This window comes from Corynebacterium sp. CNCTC7651, from assembly GCF_021496665.1.
In the GTDB taxonomy this organism is placed as follows: domain Bacteria; phylum Actinomycetota; class Actinomycetes; order Mycobacteriales; family Mycobacteriaceae; genus Corynebacterium.
Genome location: NZ_CP071246.1, coordinates 1,041,816 through 1,061,338, shown reverse-complemented (window position 1 = coordinate 1,061,338; position 19,523 = coordinate 1,041,816). Strand labels below are relative to the sequence as shown.

12 protein-coding genes and 3 rRNA genes are annotated in these 19,523 nt (G+C 62.0%); all 15 read right to left on the bottom strand.

Translation table 11 applies throughout. The features are described from left to right. Position 1 precedes the first annotated feature (1 nt). Positions 2–865, bottom strand: coding sequence for a copper transporter (locus JZY91_RS05100; protein ID WP_234948858.1), 864 nt, complete (start codon positions 863–865; stop codon positions 2–4). A gap of 12 nt (positions 866–877) precedes the next feature. Continuing rightward, positions 878–2,083, bottom strand: a complete 1,206-nt coding sequence (gene steA, locus JZY91_RS05095) for a putative cytokinetic ring protein SteA (protein ID WP_234948857.1) — start codon at positions 2,081–2,083, stop codon at positions 878–880. A 60-nt stretch (positions 2,084–2,143) separates the two neighbouring features. Then, on the bottom strand, positions 2,144–3,874 hold the full coding sequence (recN, locus tag JZY91_RS05090) for a DNA repair protein RecN (RefSeq protein ID WP_234948856.1): 1,731 nt from the start codon (positions 3,872–3,874) through the stop codon (positions 2,144–2,146). 9 nt (positions 3,875–3,883) lie between these two features. Continuing rightward, a complete protein-coding gene (locus JZY91_RS05085) occupies positions 3,884–4,807 on the bottom strand; it encodes an NAD kinase (RefSeq protein WP_234948855.1) in 924 nt (307 codons plus the stop codon). 5 nt (positions 4,808–4,812) lie between these two features. Beyond that, positions 4,813–5,637 carry a TlyA family RNA methyltransferase gene (locus tag JZY91_RS05080; protein WP_234949057.1) on the bottom strand — a complete coding sequence of 275 codons (825 nt, stop codon included), beginning with the start codon at positions 5,635–5,637 and terminating at the stop codon, positions 4,813–4,815. 187 nt (positions 5,638–5,824) lie between these two features. After that, positions 5,825–6,808 carry an HAD-IIA family hydrolase gene (locus tag JZY91_RS05075; protein WP_234948854.1) on the bottom strand — a complete coding sequence of 328 codons (984 nt, stop codon included), beginning with the start codon at positions 6,806–6,808 and terminating at the stop codon, positions 5,825–5,827. Positions 6,809–6,818: 10 nt separating this feature from the next. Continuing rightward, positions 6,819–7,934, bottom strand: a complete 1,116-nt coding sequence (locus JZY91_RS05070; RefSeq protein ID WP_234948853.1) for a tetratricopeptide repeat protein — start codon at positions 7,932–7,934, stop codon at positions 6,819–6,821. Positions 7,935–8,623: 689 nt separating this feature from the next. Beyond that, positions 8,624–8,740 (bottom strand): 5S ribosomal RNA (gene rrf, locus JZY91_RS05065). 165 nt (positions 8,741–8,905) lie between these two features. Then, positions 8,906–11,982, bottom strand: a 23S ribosomal RNA gene (locus tag JZY91_RS05060). A 490-nt stretch (positions 11,983–12,472) separates the two neighbouring features. Next, a 16S ribosomal RNA gene (locus tag JZY91_RS05055) occupies positions 12,473–13,984 on the bottom strand. The 16S, 23S and 5S rRNA genes sit together here, the layout of an rRNA operon. 612 nt (positions 13,985–14,596) lie before the next feature. After that, positions 14,597–15,868 carry a tyrosine--tRNA ligase gene (tyrS, locus tag JZY91_RS05050; protein WP_234948852.1) on the bottom strand — a complete coding sequence of 424 codons (1,272 nt, stop codon included), beginning with the start codon at positions 15,866–15,868 and terminating at the stop codon, positions 14,597–14,599. Between the two features lie 27 nt (positions 15,869–15,895). Continuing rightward, positions 15,896–16,078 carry a Trm112 family protein gene (locus JZY91_RS05045; protein ID WP_234948851.1) on the bottom strand — a complete coding sequence of 61 codons (183 nt, stop codon included), beginning with the start codon at positions 16,076–16,078 and terminating at the stop codon, positions 15,896–15,898. A 37-nt stretch (positions 16,079–16,115) separates the two neighbouring features. Further along, positions 16,116–16,739, bottom strand: a complete 624-nt coding sequence (locus JZY91_RS05040) for a hypothetical protein (protein WP_234948850.1) — start codon at positions 16,737–16,739, stop codon at positions 16,116–16,118. Next, entirely contained in the window at positions 16,726–18,309 is a 1,584-nt protein-coding gene (locus JZY91_RS05035; protein WP_234948849.1) for a VWA domain-containing protein, read from the bottom strand. The genes JZY91_RS05040 and JZY91_RS05035 overlap by 14 nt, the downstream gene beginning before the upstream one ends. Continuing rightward, positions 18,309–19,517: a hypothetical protein gene (locus tag JZY91_RS05030; protein ID WP_234948848.1), complete on the bottom strand. Its 1,209-nt coding sequence runs from the start codon at positions 19,515–19,517 to the stop codon at positions 18,309–18,311. Before JZY91_RS05030 ends, JZY91_RS05035 begins: the two co-directional genes overlap by 1 nt. Between the last annotated feature and the right edge of the window lie 6 nt (positions 19,518–19,523).

The following is a 19,523-nucleotide window of genomic DNA, read 5'->3' as shown; positions in this document are numbered from 1 at the left end:
CCTACTGCTCGCCGCCGGCTAGCTCAGCCGCCGCCAGCACCGCCCGGATCCGGCCCGCCTCCGTACCCACGTACCCCACCGTGTCCGCGCCTTCCACTTGGAGGGCATTGCTTGACGACGCCACAACGACCCGCGCATTCGCCCCCAGCGCAGCCGCGAAGTCGGCCAACGCCTGGCTAGCAAAGCTATCGTCATCCTCCGGGCCAGCCACGAGGATGATCACGCCAGCCGGAACGACCGGCGGGGTGATGTCGATGAACCCGGCGTGCTGGAGGGATTCTAGAACTAGGTCGCGGTCCCCCGTTGGCGCGATGGCATCGCCCGTTGCAGGGTCGGCCGCCAGAACCGCCGCAAGTGACTCGCCGGCGTGCGTGCCCGGGGAACGGTTCTCCACGGACAGCTGCGCTCCCGCCGGTAGTGTGGTGGCGATGATGCTCGCCAGCTCATCCGCCGCCTCGCGGTCGAAGAACTTCTCCGTCAACATAATCCCGCCCGAGCTGGAGGCACCTGCGACGTTGGCCAGCCACCTCACAGCTGCCGCGTCCGCATCATCGGCCGATGCAGTGCGAATCACCGTCACTGGTACGTCCGTGAGCGCGCCCTCCACAATCATCTGCGACTGATCCGCAAGCAGTGCGTTAGCCTCCTCAGCCTGCGCTTCCGCATCGGAGGAGTTGGCGCCGCCAGCTTCGGTCCCCCCTCCCTCCGCGCTGTGTGTGGGTGCTGCGGGGCGGGTCAAGGGATCGTCGGTAAGCGTGCCGCCCATCGCCGGGGCGATGAGGAGGGTGCCAAGCGCAACCCCGAGTGCAATGCCCCAGCCGAGGCCCGCCGCAACGAGTCCGGATGCTTGTCCTGCGTTTGCCATCCTGCGCCCTCCTTAGGAGACCCAGCCCTGGACCGCGGTGGCGATCGCGTCCCAGGTGTCCACCAAGTTCTGAGTGAATGCGGCCGGGCCGGAAAGGCCGACGATGAGGACGATGGTGGCTGCGGCCACCATCAGCCCCAGGATGGCCCACGCCCACGCCACGCCACCACCGCCGGTGTTGGTGGTGTAGAGGTTTTCAATGACGGTGGAATCCACCAGCTTGCGCCCGGCTTTCAGGCGGGTGAGTAGCGCGGCGGGCTCCACCTGCTCCGGGTCGGCGAAGATCGCGTCCAGCTCCACAGGAGCGCCCACGGTGATGATGGTCTCCGCATCATGGAAGAGCGCGAGAAGAATTGCCAGGTCTGTGGCGGATTCGGTCGCGGCCGGGAACGTCATCGCTCCGACGCCGAGGTCCTGGATGCGCTCCAGCCCGGGCGCGTACCCGTCCGTCTCAGCGGGCAGGATTACCTTGGCTTCGCTGCGGAGGTTTTCCGCCGACACCTCGGTCGGATCGGCCACGATGAAATCCGGGTCATAGCCCATGGCGGTCAAGGTGTCCGTAGCCTTGCCCACGCCGATAATCACCGGTGTGAATTCGCGGATGAAGTGCTTCAGCCCCGCGAGGCGCTCGCGCGTATCCGGTGCCGGCGAGACGATGAGCACTTTGCGCTCTTGCATGGAGTCGCCCACCTCGGGGGCTCCCACGCCGTCGATAAGCAGCGGTGCCTCCGAGTGGATGAACTCGATGGTGTTGCCGAAGTAGGCCTCCATGTTCTCCACCAGGCTGCGCTGCGCTTCAGCAAAGGTGGAATCCACGTCGGCGCGGTGCACCGGCGCCGCGTGCCCGGCGACCTTCTTGCCAACGGTGATTTCGCCACCGCTGCTAATGCGAACCTTCTTGCCGTCGCGGATGGCGGAACGCATTTCGCTGCCCGCGCCCTCGAAGAGCGGTATGCCGGCATCCAGCAGCAAGTGCGGCCCGTAGTTCGGCACCGCGCCGGTAGTAAAGCGCGACAGGTTGACCACTGCCGCGGGGCGGGCCGCGATGAGCAGCTCCGCTAGGCGACGGGTCATGTCAGGCGCGTCCACAAAGGCGACATCCCCCGAACCCAGACGGGAGATGCCTTTGCCCTGCGCAGTGCAGTCGCGCAAGGTGCCGGAAGCCCCCTGCGGAGCTTTCACATCCACCTGACCTACATTGCTCTCCGAGACAGTCATGCCCGCTATTGTGCACCCTGACCAGCCATATCACTGTTAGGCGCGCGGAAAGACGCGGGACTACCAGCCCCGCAGCGAGGCCACTTCGCCCTGCGCCCGCTCAAAGAGTTCTGTGGCGTGCGCACGGCCCGTGTCAGAATCGTCGAGGCCGGCCATCATCCTCGCCAACTCCTCAATCCGGCCCTCCGGGTCTAGGCGAGCTACGCCTGACGTCACAGCCTCATCCCCTACATGTTTGGACACGTGCAGGTGGGCGTCCGCGTACGCCGCCACTTGGGGCAGGTGCGTGACCACAATGACTTGGTTGCGCACCGCGAGCCTGGCCAACCTCCGCCCGATCTCCACCGCCGCGCGGCCGCCCACACCGGCATCCACCTCGTCGAACACCAGCGTGGCGCCGCTTGTAGAACCTGCGAGGATCACTTCCAGCGCCAGCATCACGCGCGAAAGTTCGCCGCCCGAAGCGCTTGTTGCCAACGGCTTTGCCTCTAGCGCCGCGTTGGGCGCGAGGAGGATCTCCACCGCATCCGCGCCCTGCGGGCCGTACGGCGCGCGCTCCACCTTGACGGCAAGCTGCGCCTTCGGCATCGCGAGCCCGTGCAGCTCGCCGGTCACGGCTTCGCTAAGGTTGTTGGCCGCAGCCTCGCGCGCCGCACTCAGCTCCCTGCCCCTCGCCGCGACTTCCTTCTCCAGCTCCGCTACTCGGGCACTGAGCTTTTCGACGGCACCTTCAGACGTATCGATCTTGGCCAGCCGCTTCGCCGCCTTGTGCCGCCATGCCACAACGCCTGCGGCATCCGGCGCGTACTTGCGCGTCAGCGCCTTCAGTTCCTGCTGGCGCTGCAGCAGACGGTCGAGCTCACCCGGGTCGCTCGGTAGATCGGCAAGATAGCCGCCCAGCTCAACCGCCGCATCCCCGAGCACTGCCGATACTTCCTCGAGCCGGCCAGCCAGTTCCTTCAGGGCCGCATCGCTGGACCCTGCAAGTGCGCTGGCGGCCTGGCCAACCAACGAGGACGCGGATTCCTCGTCCCCGCCGTACCCGCCGGCCGCCTCAGCACCGTCAATAGCTGCCAACGCGGTGGTCGCCGCCTCCCTGAGTGCGTCCACATCCTGGAGACGGTTGATAGAGGCGATGAGCTCCTGGTCCTCGCCCTCCTCGGGCGAAACGGCGTCGATTTCGTCGATGGCGAACTGCAGCCGGTCAGCCTCTTGGGCAAGCTCCTGCCGCTTCGTCGTACGTTCCTTGAGCTCGCGGGCTGCCGCCCGCCACTCCCGGTAGGCCGCTTGGTAGCGCTGGAGGATCTCCCCGAGCGCTGGATCGAAGCGGTCCAGCGCCGCCAGCTGCTCGTCGGGCGACATCAACCGCAGCTGGTCGTTTTGGCCGTGGATGGTAAGCAAGTGGGAGGTGAATTCCCCGAGCGTCGCGGCCGGCACGGTGCGGCCGGCTAAATGCGCGCGGGAACGTCCCGTTGCCTTCACGGAGCGCGCGATGAGGAATTCCCCATTTTCATCTGGCGCGGCACCCGCCTCCTCCGCGATGGCGGAAACCTGCCCGCGGTCGGTCTCTCGCAGGCCCTCGGTGCTGAAGGCGCCCTCCACCAGCGCTTCCGGCGCTCCGGTGCGCACCCGCGACGCATCCGCGCGGCCGCCGGTGAGCAGGCGCAGGCCGGTTACCACCATGGTCTTGCCGGCGCCGGTTTCACCCGTAAGCACCGTCAACCCCGGCGAAAACTCCGCGGAGGCATGCGGGATTACGCCCAGGTTGGAAATTGTCATCTCTGCGAGCATGCAACCGCCTTACCTTGGCCCGCGCCAACCGGAAACAGGGAGCTGGAACTTGCGCACCAAGCGATCGGTGAATGGGCGGTTATCCAGGCGCACCCACTTCACCCCGCGCTCTCCGCGCGTGACTTCCACGCGTGATCCGGGCGGCACCTCAATCGCGCGAAAACCATCCATCATGGCAACAGCGGGGCCAGTCGTCGGCTCCGATTCAACCGCAACGGTGGACCGCGGCGAGACCACCAGCGGCTTTGCAAACAGGGCGTGCGCGTTGTTGGGCACTACAAGGATTGCCTCCAGGTTGGGCCACATTACCGGCCCGCCGGCCGAGAACGCGTAGGCGGTGGAGCCCGTCGGCGTGGAGATCAGCACACCGTCGCAGCCGAAGGAAGACACCGGGCGCAGATCCACCTCGAGGATTGCATCCAGCACCTGGGTGCGGTCCGTATTTTCCACGCTGCATTCATTCAACGCCCAATCGCGGCCCAGCTCGCTGCCTTCTGCGTCACGCACCACAACGTCCAGCGTCATGCGCTCTACCACGCGGTAACTGCGCGCGATCACGTGGCCGACAGAGGTCTCCAGGCTCTCCGCTTCACCTTCTGCCAGGAAGCCCACGTGCCCCATGTTGATCCCCAGCACCGGCAGATCCTGGGCGCGGGCGTAACCCGCGGCGCGCAGAAACGTGCCGTCCCCGCCCAGCACCAGGACAAGCTCGCAGCCGGCGGCAGCATCTGGCCCAGCCTCAACGCGTTCCAGCCCCGCCAGCACGGGTTCATGCTCCATCGGGCTGTGTTCTCCCGGCACGCCCTGGGCGAGCAGCCGCACCCGGATGCCCGCGTCCTGCAGCAGGCGGGCGGCGGTGGCCGCGGCGGCGATGTTCTCCGGCCGGTAGAAGTGCGGGACCAGCAGGATTTCTCTCGGATTCGTTGCGTCCATCTGTGTTACTGCGGTCCTTCCTTCACGGCTGCGGCAACCATCTCGGCCACCGCTTCCGGCTCGCGTGCGGACGCGCCACCGTCCTTCACCAGCCACAGGAAATATTCTACGTTCCCGCTTGGGCCGGGCAGCGGCGAGGCCGTGACCGCCTTCAGGCTGAGCCCGAGGGACTGCGCGAACTCCGCCACATCCGCCGTCACCTCGGCGCGCAACTCCGGCGAGCGTACGACGCCGCCGCTGCCAAGGCGATCCTTGCCTACCTCAAACTGCGGCTTCACCATCGGCAGCAGATCAGCCCCGTCCGCCATGCATCCCACAATCGCAGGCAGTACCAGCTTCAACGAGATGAAGCTTAGATCGCCGACCATCAACTCCGCCGGGCCGCCCATCATCTCCGGCGTCAGCGTGCGGATATTCGTCCGGTCCAGCACCAGCACGCGATCATCGTTCTGCAAACGCCACACCAGCTGCCCGTACCCCACATCGACGGCGACAACCTCACTCGCACCCCGCGCCAACAGCACGTCAGTGAACCCGCCGGTGGAGGCTCCCGCATCCAGGGCTCTGCGCTTTCCGACGCTCAGTCCCCCCGCCTCAAACACCTCAAGCGCGCCGAGCAGCTTGTGGGCGCCGCGGGATGCCCACTCGTCCTCTTCGGAGGCGCTGACCTTAATGGAGACACCCGGTTCCACCACCGTCGCAGGTTTGGTGGCGGTGAACCCGCCAACCTCCACGCGGCCCTCCTTGATCCAGGTCTGCGCCTGTTCGCGGGAGCGGGCAATTTTGCGCCGCACCAGCTCCGCGTCGAGCCTCCTGCGACCCGGTGCCATCACGCACCACCGCCCTGCAGTGCGTTCGCAAGTAGTGCGTGCGCGCGACTCAACTGGTCCGCCTCCTCCGCCAGCGTGTCCGCCGGCGCGGCGAGAATTGCCTCGTACCTGGTCTGAAGGTCTGCAAGGTCCTCCGTCGAAAAGCGGGGAGCCCTAGGATCCCCTGGCTTTGGTGCGCTCACCGCGGTTACCACCAGCCGTCGGTCGCAGCCTCCGCCGCGTCCGAATTCGGGCGGACCAGCTCCGGGGGCTCCGGCATGAGCCACGCAACCTCCAGCACCGTGCGCAGCGCTTGCATGCTGGTAGCGCCCTCGTTGCCGTGGCTGAGAATGATGTCTTTGCCGTCTATGCGGGCACCGAACCCGCCCTGGCGGCCCGGCTTCAGCTCCTCCGGATCGGCGTGGAGAGCCCGCATATCCTCTGCAACGTAGGTCGGGCGCATGGATTTCGGCGCCTCAAGCAATGCGAGCGGCCCAGAGACGCCAGTAGCCACGTGGAGGGCCGGGATGCCAGCGCCCACAGCGCCCGCGATATCGGTATCGAGGCGGTCCCCCACTGCGAGAGGTCGCTTCGAACCAGCAGTTTGTGCGGCCTGCAGGAACATCGCGGGCTCCGGCTTACCGGCCGACTGGGGTGCAACACCTGTAGCGGACGTGATCGCCGCTACCATCGAGCCGTTTCCAACCAGGAAACCGCGCTCGCTGGGCAGGGACGTATCCAGATTCGATGCGAGATAAGCCGCGCCGCGCTGGATGGCAAGCGCTGCTTCGGAGAGGTCGCGCCAGCCGGTGTCGGGGTTCAGACCGTGGAGGACAACCTTCGGAGCATCATCCGCGCTATCCACAACGTTGTACCCGGCTGCAGTAACCAAGTCGCGGAAGGACTGCGCGCCGAGAACGAATACGTTATCCCCAGGTTCCAGGTGCTGCTCCGCAAGCCGCACCGCGGCGTGCGCGGACGTTAGTACTTCCTCCGGCTGCGTGTGCAGACCGATCGCGCGCAGCATCTCCGCAACACTCTCCGCGCTGCGGGAAGCGTTGTTGGTGATGTACATCGCCGGCACGCCGGCTGCGTTGATGGCCTCCACGGCATGTGGGATAGCGGTTCCGCCGGCCCACACTGTGCCGTCAAGGTCTAGAAGCAGGGCGTCATGCTTGGTGATTAGCGGCATGGTCCCGACCCTAGTCCAGCTCTTCCAGACGCTCTCGGGCATCCGTCAGCTCATCGATGTCCAAGTCAGCCGCGTGCTCGAACCAGGTGCTGGCTTCGTCCTTACGCCCTACGGAGAGCAGCGCATCTGCGTATGCGTAGGACAAACGGGCTTGACTGTATCCTTCCGAATCTAGCGACGGGTTGAGGCGATCAAGCGTTGCCAACGCAGATTCGTGCTGGCCAAGGTCATGGCGCGCACCAGCCATCACGATGGCGAGCTCGATGCGGCCTTCCTCATCCAGCTGGCGCGCCTCCGGCGTACGGCCGAGCTCTAGTGCTTTCTCCGGGCGGCCAAGACCACGTTCTGCGTCTGCCATCACGGCGAGCAAGCCAGGGCCGCCAGTCATGCGGCGGGCGGCACGCAGCTCAGAGAGCGCTTCACGCCACTCCCCGGCGTGGTAAGCGACCACGCCATTGGTCTCGCGCACCACACCGACGCGGCCCGCGCGGTTCTTCGCGGCACGCGCGTGGCGGAGTGCCAGCTGCGGGTCATCCTCCAGAAGTTCCGCCGCCATCACGAGGTGCTTTGCTACACGGTCCGCGTTGTCCTTGGAAAGGACGCGGAGATCTTGCAGCACCGACGGGTCCAGCAACGTGATGTCGATATCGTCGTGCAGATCCGGCTCTGAGAGGCGCTGCGCCATACGGTCCTCGCGGAATCCTTCGCGGCGCGGGTTCGAACGATCGTGGCGCACGCGGTTGTCGTCTCGCCGGTTGCGATCGCCATACGGCTTGTTGCCGCCGCGGCTGCGGTCGCCGCCCCGGTTGTCTCTGCGGTCATTTCTACCGCGGTTATCGTCTCGCCGACCAGCACGGGAGCCGCCACGGGCGTCACGGTCATCTCTGCCGCCGCGGTACCCACCGCGGCCGCCGTCACTGCGGCGGTCACCGCCACGGTCATCCCGACTACCACGTCCACGGTCGTCGTACCGACCACGGCCCCGATCGCGGTCTCCGTCCCGACGCTCGTACCGTTCGCGCCCCCGCTCACCAGGGTTCTCGGAGCGCCGCGTCTCACGACGATCAGGCTTGTTACCCTGATCCTCCGTTGGGGCATCCTCGTATCGGTTATCGACTTCAGACATTCCTAACCTTTCCTACGCGTTCACAACAGTATAGGGAGACTGGCATACATAGATCGCATCGCCGGACAGCAGGCCATGCGCTTACGGGTACCAGGGTTGCAGCTCCCTGCGGCGCCTAAGGGCACGAATCTGCAACAGCACCGGGTATAGGTGGCCGAAGATCCCGACGACCACCAGCGCGGCGCACCATGCCAAACTTCCGGTCGAGGCCACCAAGATTGCGGTGATGATGTGCAGCGCGAATGACCAAGCGTGCCCGGCGGCTGCCGACTGCATGTGATGCGGGTCCCACCGGTCGCTGTCACCAGTTGATCGATATTCCCGCATGGCGTAGACCTGTTTGTTCTATCCGATACGGGAGAGCAACGCATTGAAACGGGACACTCCCCATCGGTGGGGACGTCTCGCGCGAGATGGAGAGGCGATCCCAGAAGGTGACCGGGATACGCCGTGCAAGAGAATCGCCGACGAAGGGAGCAAACCCGAATCCAATGAGGATTACGGTGACAGAAAATATCGCCGTACTGGCGCTGGCTGAACTGGCGACGATTACAAGGCCGAAGATCGCAAGGGTTGTCATGATCAGCGCGACCAAGGGTGCTCCCCCTCGACAGCACTAAAGGGCATCGTTTGCGACGGTACTGTACGGTCCAAACGATGCCCTTTAGCGGTCTTGTTTTAAGTTGTTGGGTCGGCGGTAACCTACTCTCCCACACCCTCCCGGGTGCAGTACCATCGGCGCGGGCGGGCTTAGCTTCCGGGTTCGGAATGGGTCCGGGCGTTTCCCCGCCGCTATCACCACCGACACATCTATTTCGGGGTTAGCAACATTGGTTGATGTGGAGTTGTCTGGCCCCGCACACTCGGGTGGTGTGTGGTGTGTCAGATACTGGTGAGTGGACGCGTGCACACCTTGTGTTGGTGTGTTTGCAGGACACCGAACCGTGACCTAAGTGGGTGTTGATTGGTGGTGGTTGTTTGTTGTTGGTGTATTAGTACCGGTCGCCTCCGCACATTGCTGTGTGTCCAGTTCCGGCCTATCAACCCAGTAGTCTGCTGGGAACCTCAAAAGAAACCTCATCTTAAAACAGGCTTCCCGCTTAGATGCTTTCAGCGGTTATCCCTCCCGTACGTAGCTAACCAGCGATGCTCCTGGCGGAACAACTGGCACACCAGAGGTACGTCCGTCCCGGTCCTCTCGTACTAGGGACAGCCTTCTGCAAGTTTCAACGCGCGCGGCGGATAGAGACCGAACTGTCTCACGACGTTCTGAACCCAGCTCGCGTGCCGCTTTAATGGGCGAACAGCCCAACCCTTGGGACCTACTCCAGCCCCAGGATGCGACGAGCCGACATCGAGGTGCCAAACCATCCCGTCGATATGGACTCTTGGGGAAGATCAGCCTGTTATCCCCGGGGTACCTTTTATCCGTTGAGCGACACCACATCCACAAGTAGGTGCCGGATCACTAGTCCCGACTTTCGTCCCTGCTCGACTTGTAAGTCTCGCAGTCAAGCTCCCTTGTGCACTTACACTCTAAACACCTGATTGCCAACCAGGCTGAGGGAACCTTTGGGCGCCTCCGTTACATTTTGGGAGGCAACCGCCCCAGTTAAACTACCCACCAGGCACTGTCCCCAACCCAGATCATGGGCCAAGGTTAAGGTATCCACTACGGTCAGAGTGGTATTTCAACAACGACTCCACACCAACTGGCGTTGATGCATCAACGTCTCCCACCTATCCTACACAAACCGCACCGAACACCAATACCAAGCTATAGTGAAGGTCCCGGGGTCTTTTCGTCCTGCCGCGCGAAACGAGCATCTTTACTCGTACTGCAATTTCACCGGGCCTGTGGTTGAGACAGCAGGGGAGTCGTTACGCCATTCGTGCAGGTCGGAACTTACCCGACAAGGAATTTCGCTACCTTAGGATGGTTATAGTTACCACCGCCGTTTACTGGGGCTTAAATTCTCCGCTTCGGTATTACTACCTAACAGGTCCTCTTAACCTTCCAGCACCGGGCAGGCGTCAGTCCGTATACATCAACTTAATCGTCTTCGCACGGACCTGTGTTTTTGATAAACAGTCGCTCCCCTCTCTTCTCTGCGACCACCACCAGCTCAACCACGCAAGATGGCATCACCGGGTGTGGTCCCCCTTCTCCCGAAGTTTCGGGGGCATTTTGCCGAGTTCCTTAACCACAGTTCACCCGACCGCCTTAGTATGCTCTACCTGACTACCTGTGTCGGTTTCGGGTACGGGCCGTACATGCACATCGCTAGAGGCTTTTCTCGACAGCACAGGATCACCGCCATCACCCCAATTGGGCTACGCATCACGCCTCACACCTAGTGACGCCCGCATTTAACAAGGCGTCGTGCTACACGCTTGCACCAGAATCCAATAACTGGCGCGGCTACCACTCTGCGTCACCCCATCACTTACCTACCACAGATCAGGCCCCACGCATCACCACACCCGGACCATCAGAGATGATCATAGGAGTGGTTCAGGGTGGTTAGTATCACCGCTTCAGCATTTGGCGCGCATACACGGGTACGGGAATATCAACCCGTTGACCATCGACTACGCCTGTCGGCCTCGCCTTAGGACCCGACTCACCCTGGGAAGACGAACTTGACCCAGGAACCCTTAGTCATTCGGCGGATACGATTCTCACGTATCTCTCGTTACTCATGCCTGCATTCTCACTCGCATGCAGTCCACCGCCCCTTACGATACGGCTTCACCCCACACACGACGCTCCCCTACCCAAGACAATGTCTTGCCGCGGTTTCGGCGGTGTACTTGAGCCCCACTACATTGTCGGCGCAAAACCACTCGACCAGTGAGCTATTACGCACTCTTTCAAGGATGGCTGCTTCTAAGCCAACCTCCTGGCTGTCTTCGCGATCCCACATCCTTTTCCACTTAGTACACCCTTAGGGGCCTTAACCGGCGATCTGGGCTGTTTCCCTCTCGACTATGAAGCTTATCCCCCACAGTCTCACTGCTATGCACCACTTCAACCGGCATTCGGAGTTTGGCTGACATTGCTAAGATGATAGTCCCGCTCAACCAACCAGTAGCTCTACCTCCGGCAAGCTCACATAACGCTGCACCTAAATGCATTTCGGGGAGAACCAGCTATCACGGAGTTTGATTGGCCTTTCACCCCTACCCACAACTCATCCCCTCAGTTTTCAACCTAAGTGGGTTCGCGCCTCCACAACCTCTTACAGCTGCTTCACACTGGCCATGGGTAGATCACCCCGCTTCGGGTCCAGGACATGCCACTACAACACCCATTTCGGATTCGCTTTCGCTACGACTACCCCACACACGGGTTAACCTCGCGACATGCCGCTGACTCGCAGGCTCATTCTTCAAAAGGCACGCCATCACACACTGAGGTGCTCTGACGGATTGTAAGCGCACGGTTTCAGGAGCTCTTTCACTCCCCTCCCGGGGTACTTTTCACCATTCCCTCACGGTACCTAATCCACTATCGGTCACACTGAGTATTTAGGCTTACCGGGTGGTCCCGGCAGATTCACAGCAGATTCCACGAGCCCGCTGCTACTCGGGGTTTGCGACACAACCAGCACATGCATATACGCGTACGGGACTCATCACCCACTCCGGTGCACCATCCCAGGCGCTTCCGCTCACACACGCACGTAGTCGGCACAGTTGGCAGACCATGCTCAGTCGCACCCCACAACCCCACACACGCAACCCCTGCCAGGTATCACACGCACATGGTTTAGCCTCATCCGCTATCGCTCGCCACTACACACGGAATCACAATTGTTTTCTTCTCCTACGGGTACTGAGATGTTTCACTTCCCCGCGTCAACCCCCACACAGGCTATGCATTCACCTGCAGGTAACACCACACAACTGGTGCTGGGTTTCCCCATTCGGACATCCTCGGATCAACGCTTAGTTGGCAACTCCCCGAGGCATAACGCAGCCTCACACGTCCTTCATCGGCTCAGCATGCCAAGGCATCCACCGTACGCCCTTACATAAAAACAACACACTAAGAACAAACACACAAAAAACAGAAAAAACAACACCCACACCCCACACACACGTGCAAGGCACAAACGCAGGTGTTGTCAGATGCTCGCGTCCACTCTCCAGTTCTCACACACCACACCCACACACCACACCACCCACAAAACGTAAGCAGCGCGAACCATGCAGGCCACAGAAACAACACAACACCTGTGCTGCCCCAGACACCCAACAGCATGCCAACACAAACACTTTGTTCGCGGACCCCCACCAAACGGCGGGAGAAAGGTTGCACACCCAGTACCACACCCATGAGCCGGGCATCTAACCCAGCCGGTGCATGTCCACCTGGAAATTTTCAAACAAACACGGCGGCAGCCGCACACACGGCGACTCAACCACCAACCACACACACATCAAACACTGCTCGACAAACACTGTTCGACACACACTGTTCGACGCACTGTGCGGCACCCGCAACTGCGGGCACAAAACATAAAGCTCCTTAGAAAGGAGGTGATCCAGCCGCACCTTCCGGTACGGCTACCTTGTTACGACTTCGTCCCAATCGCCGATCCCACCTTCGACAGCTCCCCACAAACGTTTGGGCCACTGGCTTCGGGTGTTACCAACTTTCATGACGTGACGGGCGGTGTGTACAAGGCCCGGGAACGTATTCACCGCAGCGTTGCTGATCTGCGATTACTAGCGACTCCGACTTCATGGGGTCGAGTTGCAGACCCCAATCCGAACTACGACCGGCTTTCAGCGATTCGCACCCCCTCACAGGGAAGCTGCGCGTTGTACCGACCATTGTAGCATGTGTGAAGCCCTGGACATAAGGGGCATGATGATTTGACGTCATCCCCACCTTCCTCCGAGTTAACCCCGGCAGTCTCTCATGAGTCCCCGGCCAAACCGCTGGCAACATAAGACAAGGGTTGCGCTCGTTGCGGGACTTAACCCAACATCTCACGACACGAGCTGACGACAACCATGCACCACCTGTACACCAACCACAAGGGAAAGACTATCTCTAGCCCGATCTGGTGTATGTCAAGCCCAGGTAAGGTTCTTCGCGTTGCATCGAATTAATCCACATGCTCCGCCGCTTGTGCGGGCCCCCGTCAATTCCTTTGAGTTTTAGCCTTGCGGCCGTACTCCCCAGGCGGGGCGCTTAATGCGTTAGCTACGGCACGAACCCCGTGGAAGGGACTCACACCTAGCGCCCACCGTTTACGGCATGGACTACCAGGGTATCTAATCCTGTTCGCTCCCCATGCTTTCGCTCCTCAGCGTCAGTTACTGCCCAGAGACCTGCCTTCGCCATCGGTGTTCCTCCTGATATCTGCGCATTTCACCGCTACACCAGGAATTCCAGTCTCCCCTACAGCACTCAAGTTATGCCCGTATCGCCTGCAACCCCACAGTTAAGCTGCGGTATTCCACAAACGACGCGACAAACCACCTACGAGCTCTTTACGCCCAGTAATTCCGGACAACGCTCGCACCCTACGTATTACCGCGGCTGCTGGCACGTAGTTAGCCGGTGCTTCTTCTCCAAGTACCGTCAAAAATTCGTCCTTGGCGAAAGGAGTTTACAACCCGAAGGCCGTCATCCCCCACGCGGCGTCGCTGCATCAGGCTTGCGCCCATTGTGCAATATTCCCCACTGCTGCCTCCCGTAGGAGTCTGGGCCGTATCTCAGTCCCAATGTGGCCGTACACCCTCTCAGGCCGGCTACCCGTCGACGCCTTGGTAGGCCATTACCCCACCAACAAGCTGATAGGCCGCGAGCTCATCCCACACCAAAAAATCTTTCCACCACCGACACTAAACGATGGTCCTATCCGGTATTAGACCCAGTTTCCCAGGCTTATCCCAAAGTGCAGGGCAGATCACCCACGTGTTACTCACCCGTTCGCCACTCGAGTAATCCCGAAGGATCCTTTCCGTTCGACTTGCATGTGTTAAGCACGCCGCCAGCGTTCATCCTGAGCCAGGATCAAACTCTCCACAAAGAACACCCTGAAATAGAGTGTCATGTTTCGTCAAGAAACAGGCCGTGAAAAGCCCAATACCCAACCAAAACAAACCACCCCACACCAAACCGGTGCAGAACTGGCTCAAATAAAATGTTTTCCTAAAATTACTGCAAACACGGCTGGCCCCACATCCGACGAGGAAAAACTTAAGGGCCAACCAAAAACTTTGCAAAAACGTTCAGTGAACCAATCATGGCCCAACCGATCAACCACGCCCCCATCAAAGGATTCAGAACGCAGCCACCAGCACACACCAACCACACACCCCGCAAAACACGGAACCATGCAGCCAAAATGTGTCACAGGCACACAACCAACCCACAAACAAAAATGCATTGGCACACTATCGAGTTCTCAAACAACACACCCACGCTTTTCCGCTGAGTTTCACCCCGGCGTTTGAGCGGCTTGTACGACCTTACTCATTCGGTTCTTCGGTGTCAATCTCCGTCTTACGGAAGTTTTTCCATCCGAACCTGTATTGAGTTTGTCTCGCTCCGAAGAACGTGTTGGACACTTTAAACACCGACGTGAACAGAATGCAAACTTCCCTGCTCACGCGGTGTAACACGATAGAGCGTCAGTGGCTTAAACGCGCTTAACGCCCGCGAAGTTCTTCTTGCCTCGGCGCAGCACAAGCCAAGCCCCGTGGTAGAAGTCCTCCTCTGCGGGGACCCACTCCTCAGACTCAACGCGCTCATTGTTAACGTAGATGCCGCCCTCCTTGATCGCGCGGCGTGCAGCACCCTTGGAATCCACCAGGCCGGAGCCAACAAGAAGGTCCACAATGCCCTGGGCTTCCTCGCTCGATGTCTCGAGTACCCCGGTCTCAGATACGGCGGCGGCGAGGGTGCCTTCGTCCAAGTCCGCAAGATCCGCCTTGCCAAACAGCGCCTGCGCCGCAAGTTCCGCAGCCTCGCGTGCCTCCCGGCCGTGAACCAAGTCGGTCATCTCTTGAGCCAAGCGGCGCTGCGCCTCGCGCTTGAACGGGCGCTCCGCCACCTCCTCCTCGAGCTGCTCCAGCTCTGCCTGGTCAAGGAACGTGAACCAGCGCAGGTAACGGATGACGTCTGCGTCTGCGGTATTCAGGAAGTACTGGTACCAGCTGTACGGGCTGGTCATCTCGGGATCCAGCCACAGGGAGCCGCCGCCGGTGGACTTGCCGAACTTCTTGCCTTCAGAATCCGTCACCAAAGGCACCGTTACGGCGTGGACGGATGCGCCATCCATGCGGCGGTTCAGGTCTACGCCGGCGATCAGGTTGCCCCACTGGTCGCCGCCGCCGATCTGCAGAATGCAGTCGTGGTTGCGTCGCAGCTGCACAAAGTCATTCGCCTGCAAGAGCATGTAGGAGAACTCGGTGTAGGAGATGCCGTCGGATTCCAGGCGGCGCTTCACCGTCTCGCGCCCGAGCATTGTAGACAGCGAGAAGTGCTTGCCAATGTCGCGCAACAGGCCGATGGCGGAAAGGTTCTTGGTCCAGTCGTAGTTATTCACCAGCAGCGCGGCGTTGTCACCTTCGAAGGAGACGAAGCGGGAAAGCTGACCTGAGATACGCTTCGCCCATTCTCCGACAGTGTCCTCCGAGTTCAGGGTGCGCTCGCCAACGTCACGCGGGTCGCCGATCATGCCGGTCGCGCCACCGGCCAGCACGATCGGGCGGTGGCCGGCCATTTGGAAGCGGCGCAGCATGAGCAGCGGAACAAGGTGGCCTGCGTGGAGCGACGGCCCGGTCGGGTCAAAGCCGCAGTACAGCGTGATTGGGTTTTCGGTCGCCTCGCGCAGCGCTTCGAGGTCGGTCGATTGGTTGATCAGGCCGCGCCATTCGAGTTCGTCGACAATATTGGCGGGGGAAGTCATGAACAGATCACGCTCTTTCTATGTTCGCTACTTGGTAGCTGCGGGGTGGGGCTGTGCTTCGTCGATAAGCAGGACGGGGATGCCATCGTCGATGCGGTAGGCAACCCCGAGCCGCTCGTTGATGAGGAGCTGCTCCCCTTCGTCGTAACGCAGCGGGCCCTTGTCCTGCGGGCAGACGAGGATTTCCAGCAACCTGGGATCAAGGCTCATGGCGCTCAATGCTACCCGCCGGCAACCCGTGCGGGCGCTAGCGGTCCTCCTCCGGATAGCCGCCGTCCAGACCCGGGAGGGCGCCCAGCTCATTGCGCAGGAACTGGGCTTGGGAATCCATGGCGCGCAGGTTGTCGTCAAGAATGCCGGCCTTGATTCGCCCCGCGGCCTGCGTCAGGGTGCTCAGCGAATCCACCATGACGTTCACCGCGGACTGGTCGCGGAACTGCGGCGCATCCAGATACGTCGTGGTGATTTCCGGGTAATACACCTTGACAATGTTCCACATCGTCTGCCGGTGCTTCGGCGTCGGCTCCAGGTGGTCCCACTGCGAAAGCACGAAGCGCACGTTGTTCTCCAACTCCCGCACCTGGGCCAGAATCGGCGTCGGCGGGCCCGCGCTGAACAAGCGTTTCGACGTTTCCGTCAACGCCTGATCGAGCAGCACCGGCGTGGGAGTAACGGGGGCTGGAGGAAGCTCCTTCTGCTTCGGCGGCGGGGTCAGTGCCACGCCGGCACCGTATGCAGCCACTGTCGCCAACGGCCACAAGTATCCCAGGCCGAATGCAAGGTGCAGCACCACCACCAGGATGGCCAACAGCAGACCGACCTGGTTCCGGCGCGACACCAGGAAGTTTGCGAAAGCGTTATTGGTATCCACGGATCTCCTTGAACGCAGCCTCGAGGTCGCCGCCGAGGGCATCGAACACCTTGCCGCCAGTCATCGCCGCAAGCTCGCGCATCTCGCTCTCATTCGCGCTGCCGTAGAGGATGATGAAGACGGGAATCCGGCGCTTATCCGCAGGAAGGTCGGCGTACAGGTACTTCAGTTCGCGCATCGGCGGGCCGATGTTGTCCTCGCCGTCGCTGAAGAGCACGATCGACGGAATCCCAGCGGCCGTGTCGGCGCCGTGCAGCGCATCCAGCAGCGTCTGGTACATGGCGGTAGAGCCGCTGGCCTCCAGGTTGTCAACATAGTCTGTCAGCTGCTGCAGGCTGGCTGGGTTAGAGCGGTCCACCTGGACTGTCACCGGCGGGTTCGGCTGGTTGTCGAAGGACCACAGCGTGACCTGCTCGCGGTCGCGCAGGGAAACGTCGCCCACCAGGGTGGACGCGGAACCATCGACTAGAGAACGCATGATGGCCTGCAGCGACTCAATTCGCCGACCAGCCATGGAGCCGGAGGTATCCAAGATGAACGTCGTGGTGCCCGGGGTGCGGTAGCTGTTGTCGTAGGCGTACAGCAGCTCATCCACCACGCCCTGGTTTGCGGGGAACGGCAGCTCGATCACCTGCTGGCTAGCAATCTCAGCCGGCAGGTTGTCCACCTGGGAGACCGGGCGGCGGAACGTGCTGGCGATGTTCTCCTGGTGCTCCAGCAGCCACTGCGCCAGCGCCTTGACCTGCTCACTCGCCTGCGGGTTAGCTGGCTGCGCCAACGTGGCCAGCGGGTAATCGGCAGAAATCACGCCGTCTGCCGGCACCACAACCTGGATCGGGTGGCCCTGTTCCCGCAGCTGGTACAGCGTGGACTCATAGTTCACAATCGCGTCCGCACGAGTGGGGTCCGCAACAAACGCCTCTGCCAGCCAGCCGGAGGATCCGGAGACCAAAGATTGCGCCTGGAACAGCTGCTGCAGTGTGGGGCTCACGCGCTCCAAGTCGCCCGGAGAGAGCGCCTGGCCCGTGTCCGCCAACGCGGTGGCCACGGCCACTAGGGCGGAAAAGCCCGAGTTGGAGGCGGAGGGGTTGGTCATGCCGAAGGTGAACTCCCCCGCCTCAGCCGCCTTGGCAAACTCCGTCCACGTCGGCTGCTGCGTGTCCCATCCAAGACGCTTTGCGGTTTCCTCCCACACACCGAAGGCCACGGGGCTGGTGGCAATTTTGGTCTCGTCCGCCAGCTTGTCCACCGCGCCGATTAGGTTCACGTAGCGGTTGGTGGCGAACCAGGTGGCGTCCACGGCGCCGTCGAACTCCCCGCGCTTCAGCGCCTGAGAATTCTCAAGGGTGCCGCCCGGAAATTCGAGCTCGATGGGGAAGCCGAGGTCGTTCGAAGCTTCGTCGATAAGCTGCTGCAAATCCTTGAGCTCTGTCGCGGCGACAATGCGCAGGCCGTCGCCCTGGGAGCTTCTGCTTGACGACGATCCCGTCCCCGACGTCATCTCCGTCGTGCACCCGGCAAGTGCCAGGGTGGCGATCATGGCCAGAATGGCCGCCCAGAGTTTCTTCACTACTCTTCCTCCTCCTGCTTCGGCGGCGGTGCGAGCGTGCCGTAGCGCATGCCCACCCCGTCAATCAACTGCTCCAAGCGGTCATAGTTCGGCGGGTCGATGGAATTGACGTAGTCCGCCGGCGGCTGCAAGCCGTGCTGCTCCATCTCCTCCGCCAGCGAGCCCGCGGTGGCTGGGCGGAACCCGTGGCGGGCCGCGAGCTGCTGCAACTGCGCATCAGCGGTCAGCAGCCGGGCGAGCTCCTTGCCCTCCGGGGTCACGCCCACAATGCCATGGTTGGCCAGCACAGTCGGGCTCAAGTGGAACAGCACCATGTCGTCCCGGATGCGGGAGGTGGGGCTCATCTGCTCGCCGATGAACTGGGCCTCGTAGACCATCACCATCGGTGCGGCACCCATACCCTGGCTCAGGTACTCCGCGAACGGGCCCGAAGAGGAGGACTCGGAGTAGCCCTGGCCAGTGAAGAACGGGGAGATCTGCTCAACCAAGTAGCCCACATCATCCCCGCGGGCTGGGTCGCGCTGTTGGAATTCCCACGCAAGCACGCTCAGGTACATCGCGGCGGAGTTGGACGTGCGGATGTCCGTGGAGCGGATCTGCACGTTGCGCGGAGACGGGAACGCATCCGAAAGGTCGCGCCAGCGGGTTCCGGACTGCGCCAAGTCCACGTACTTTGCCATGTCCAGCACGTACGCGCCGTTTTCCTGGTGGACTACTCCCTGCTCCTCAAGAATGTCCGCGATGGTCTGCCAGCTGGCCACGGCCATCGGAGAAAAGAACGGGAACTCCGCGCTAGCGCCAGATACCTGCTCCCGCACCTTCTGCGTTGCCGGGGCGGACGACGGGAAAACAAAATCCTGCGCGGCAATGTCCGTGCCGGTGGCAATCTGGCGGGAGCCGGCGGTGGAAATACTCACCTCGTACCCAAGCTCTTTCAACCGCGCGACAACGTCTGGGTCCTCGAAGTAGCCGCGCTTCTCGGAGCCGATGACGCCGTGGACCTTGGTCACCCCCGCACCGCCGCGGAGGCCGCCGCCAGCGCCGTCGTTTTCCGTGTCGGAGGTGCCGCCTCCACCAAGGCCTCCCCGGCCCAGAGCTACCGCGGCCACCACCACGCACAGCAAAATGACACCAAGCAGGACGGTCAGTCCACGCCCTCCACGCTTGGTGCCATTCGTCGTGCTCGATGCACTACTGGGAACACTCATACGGCC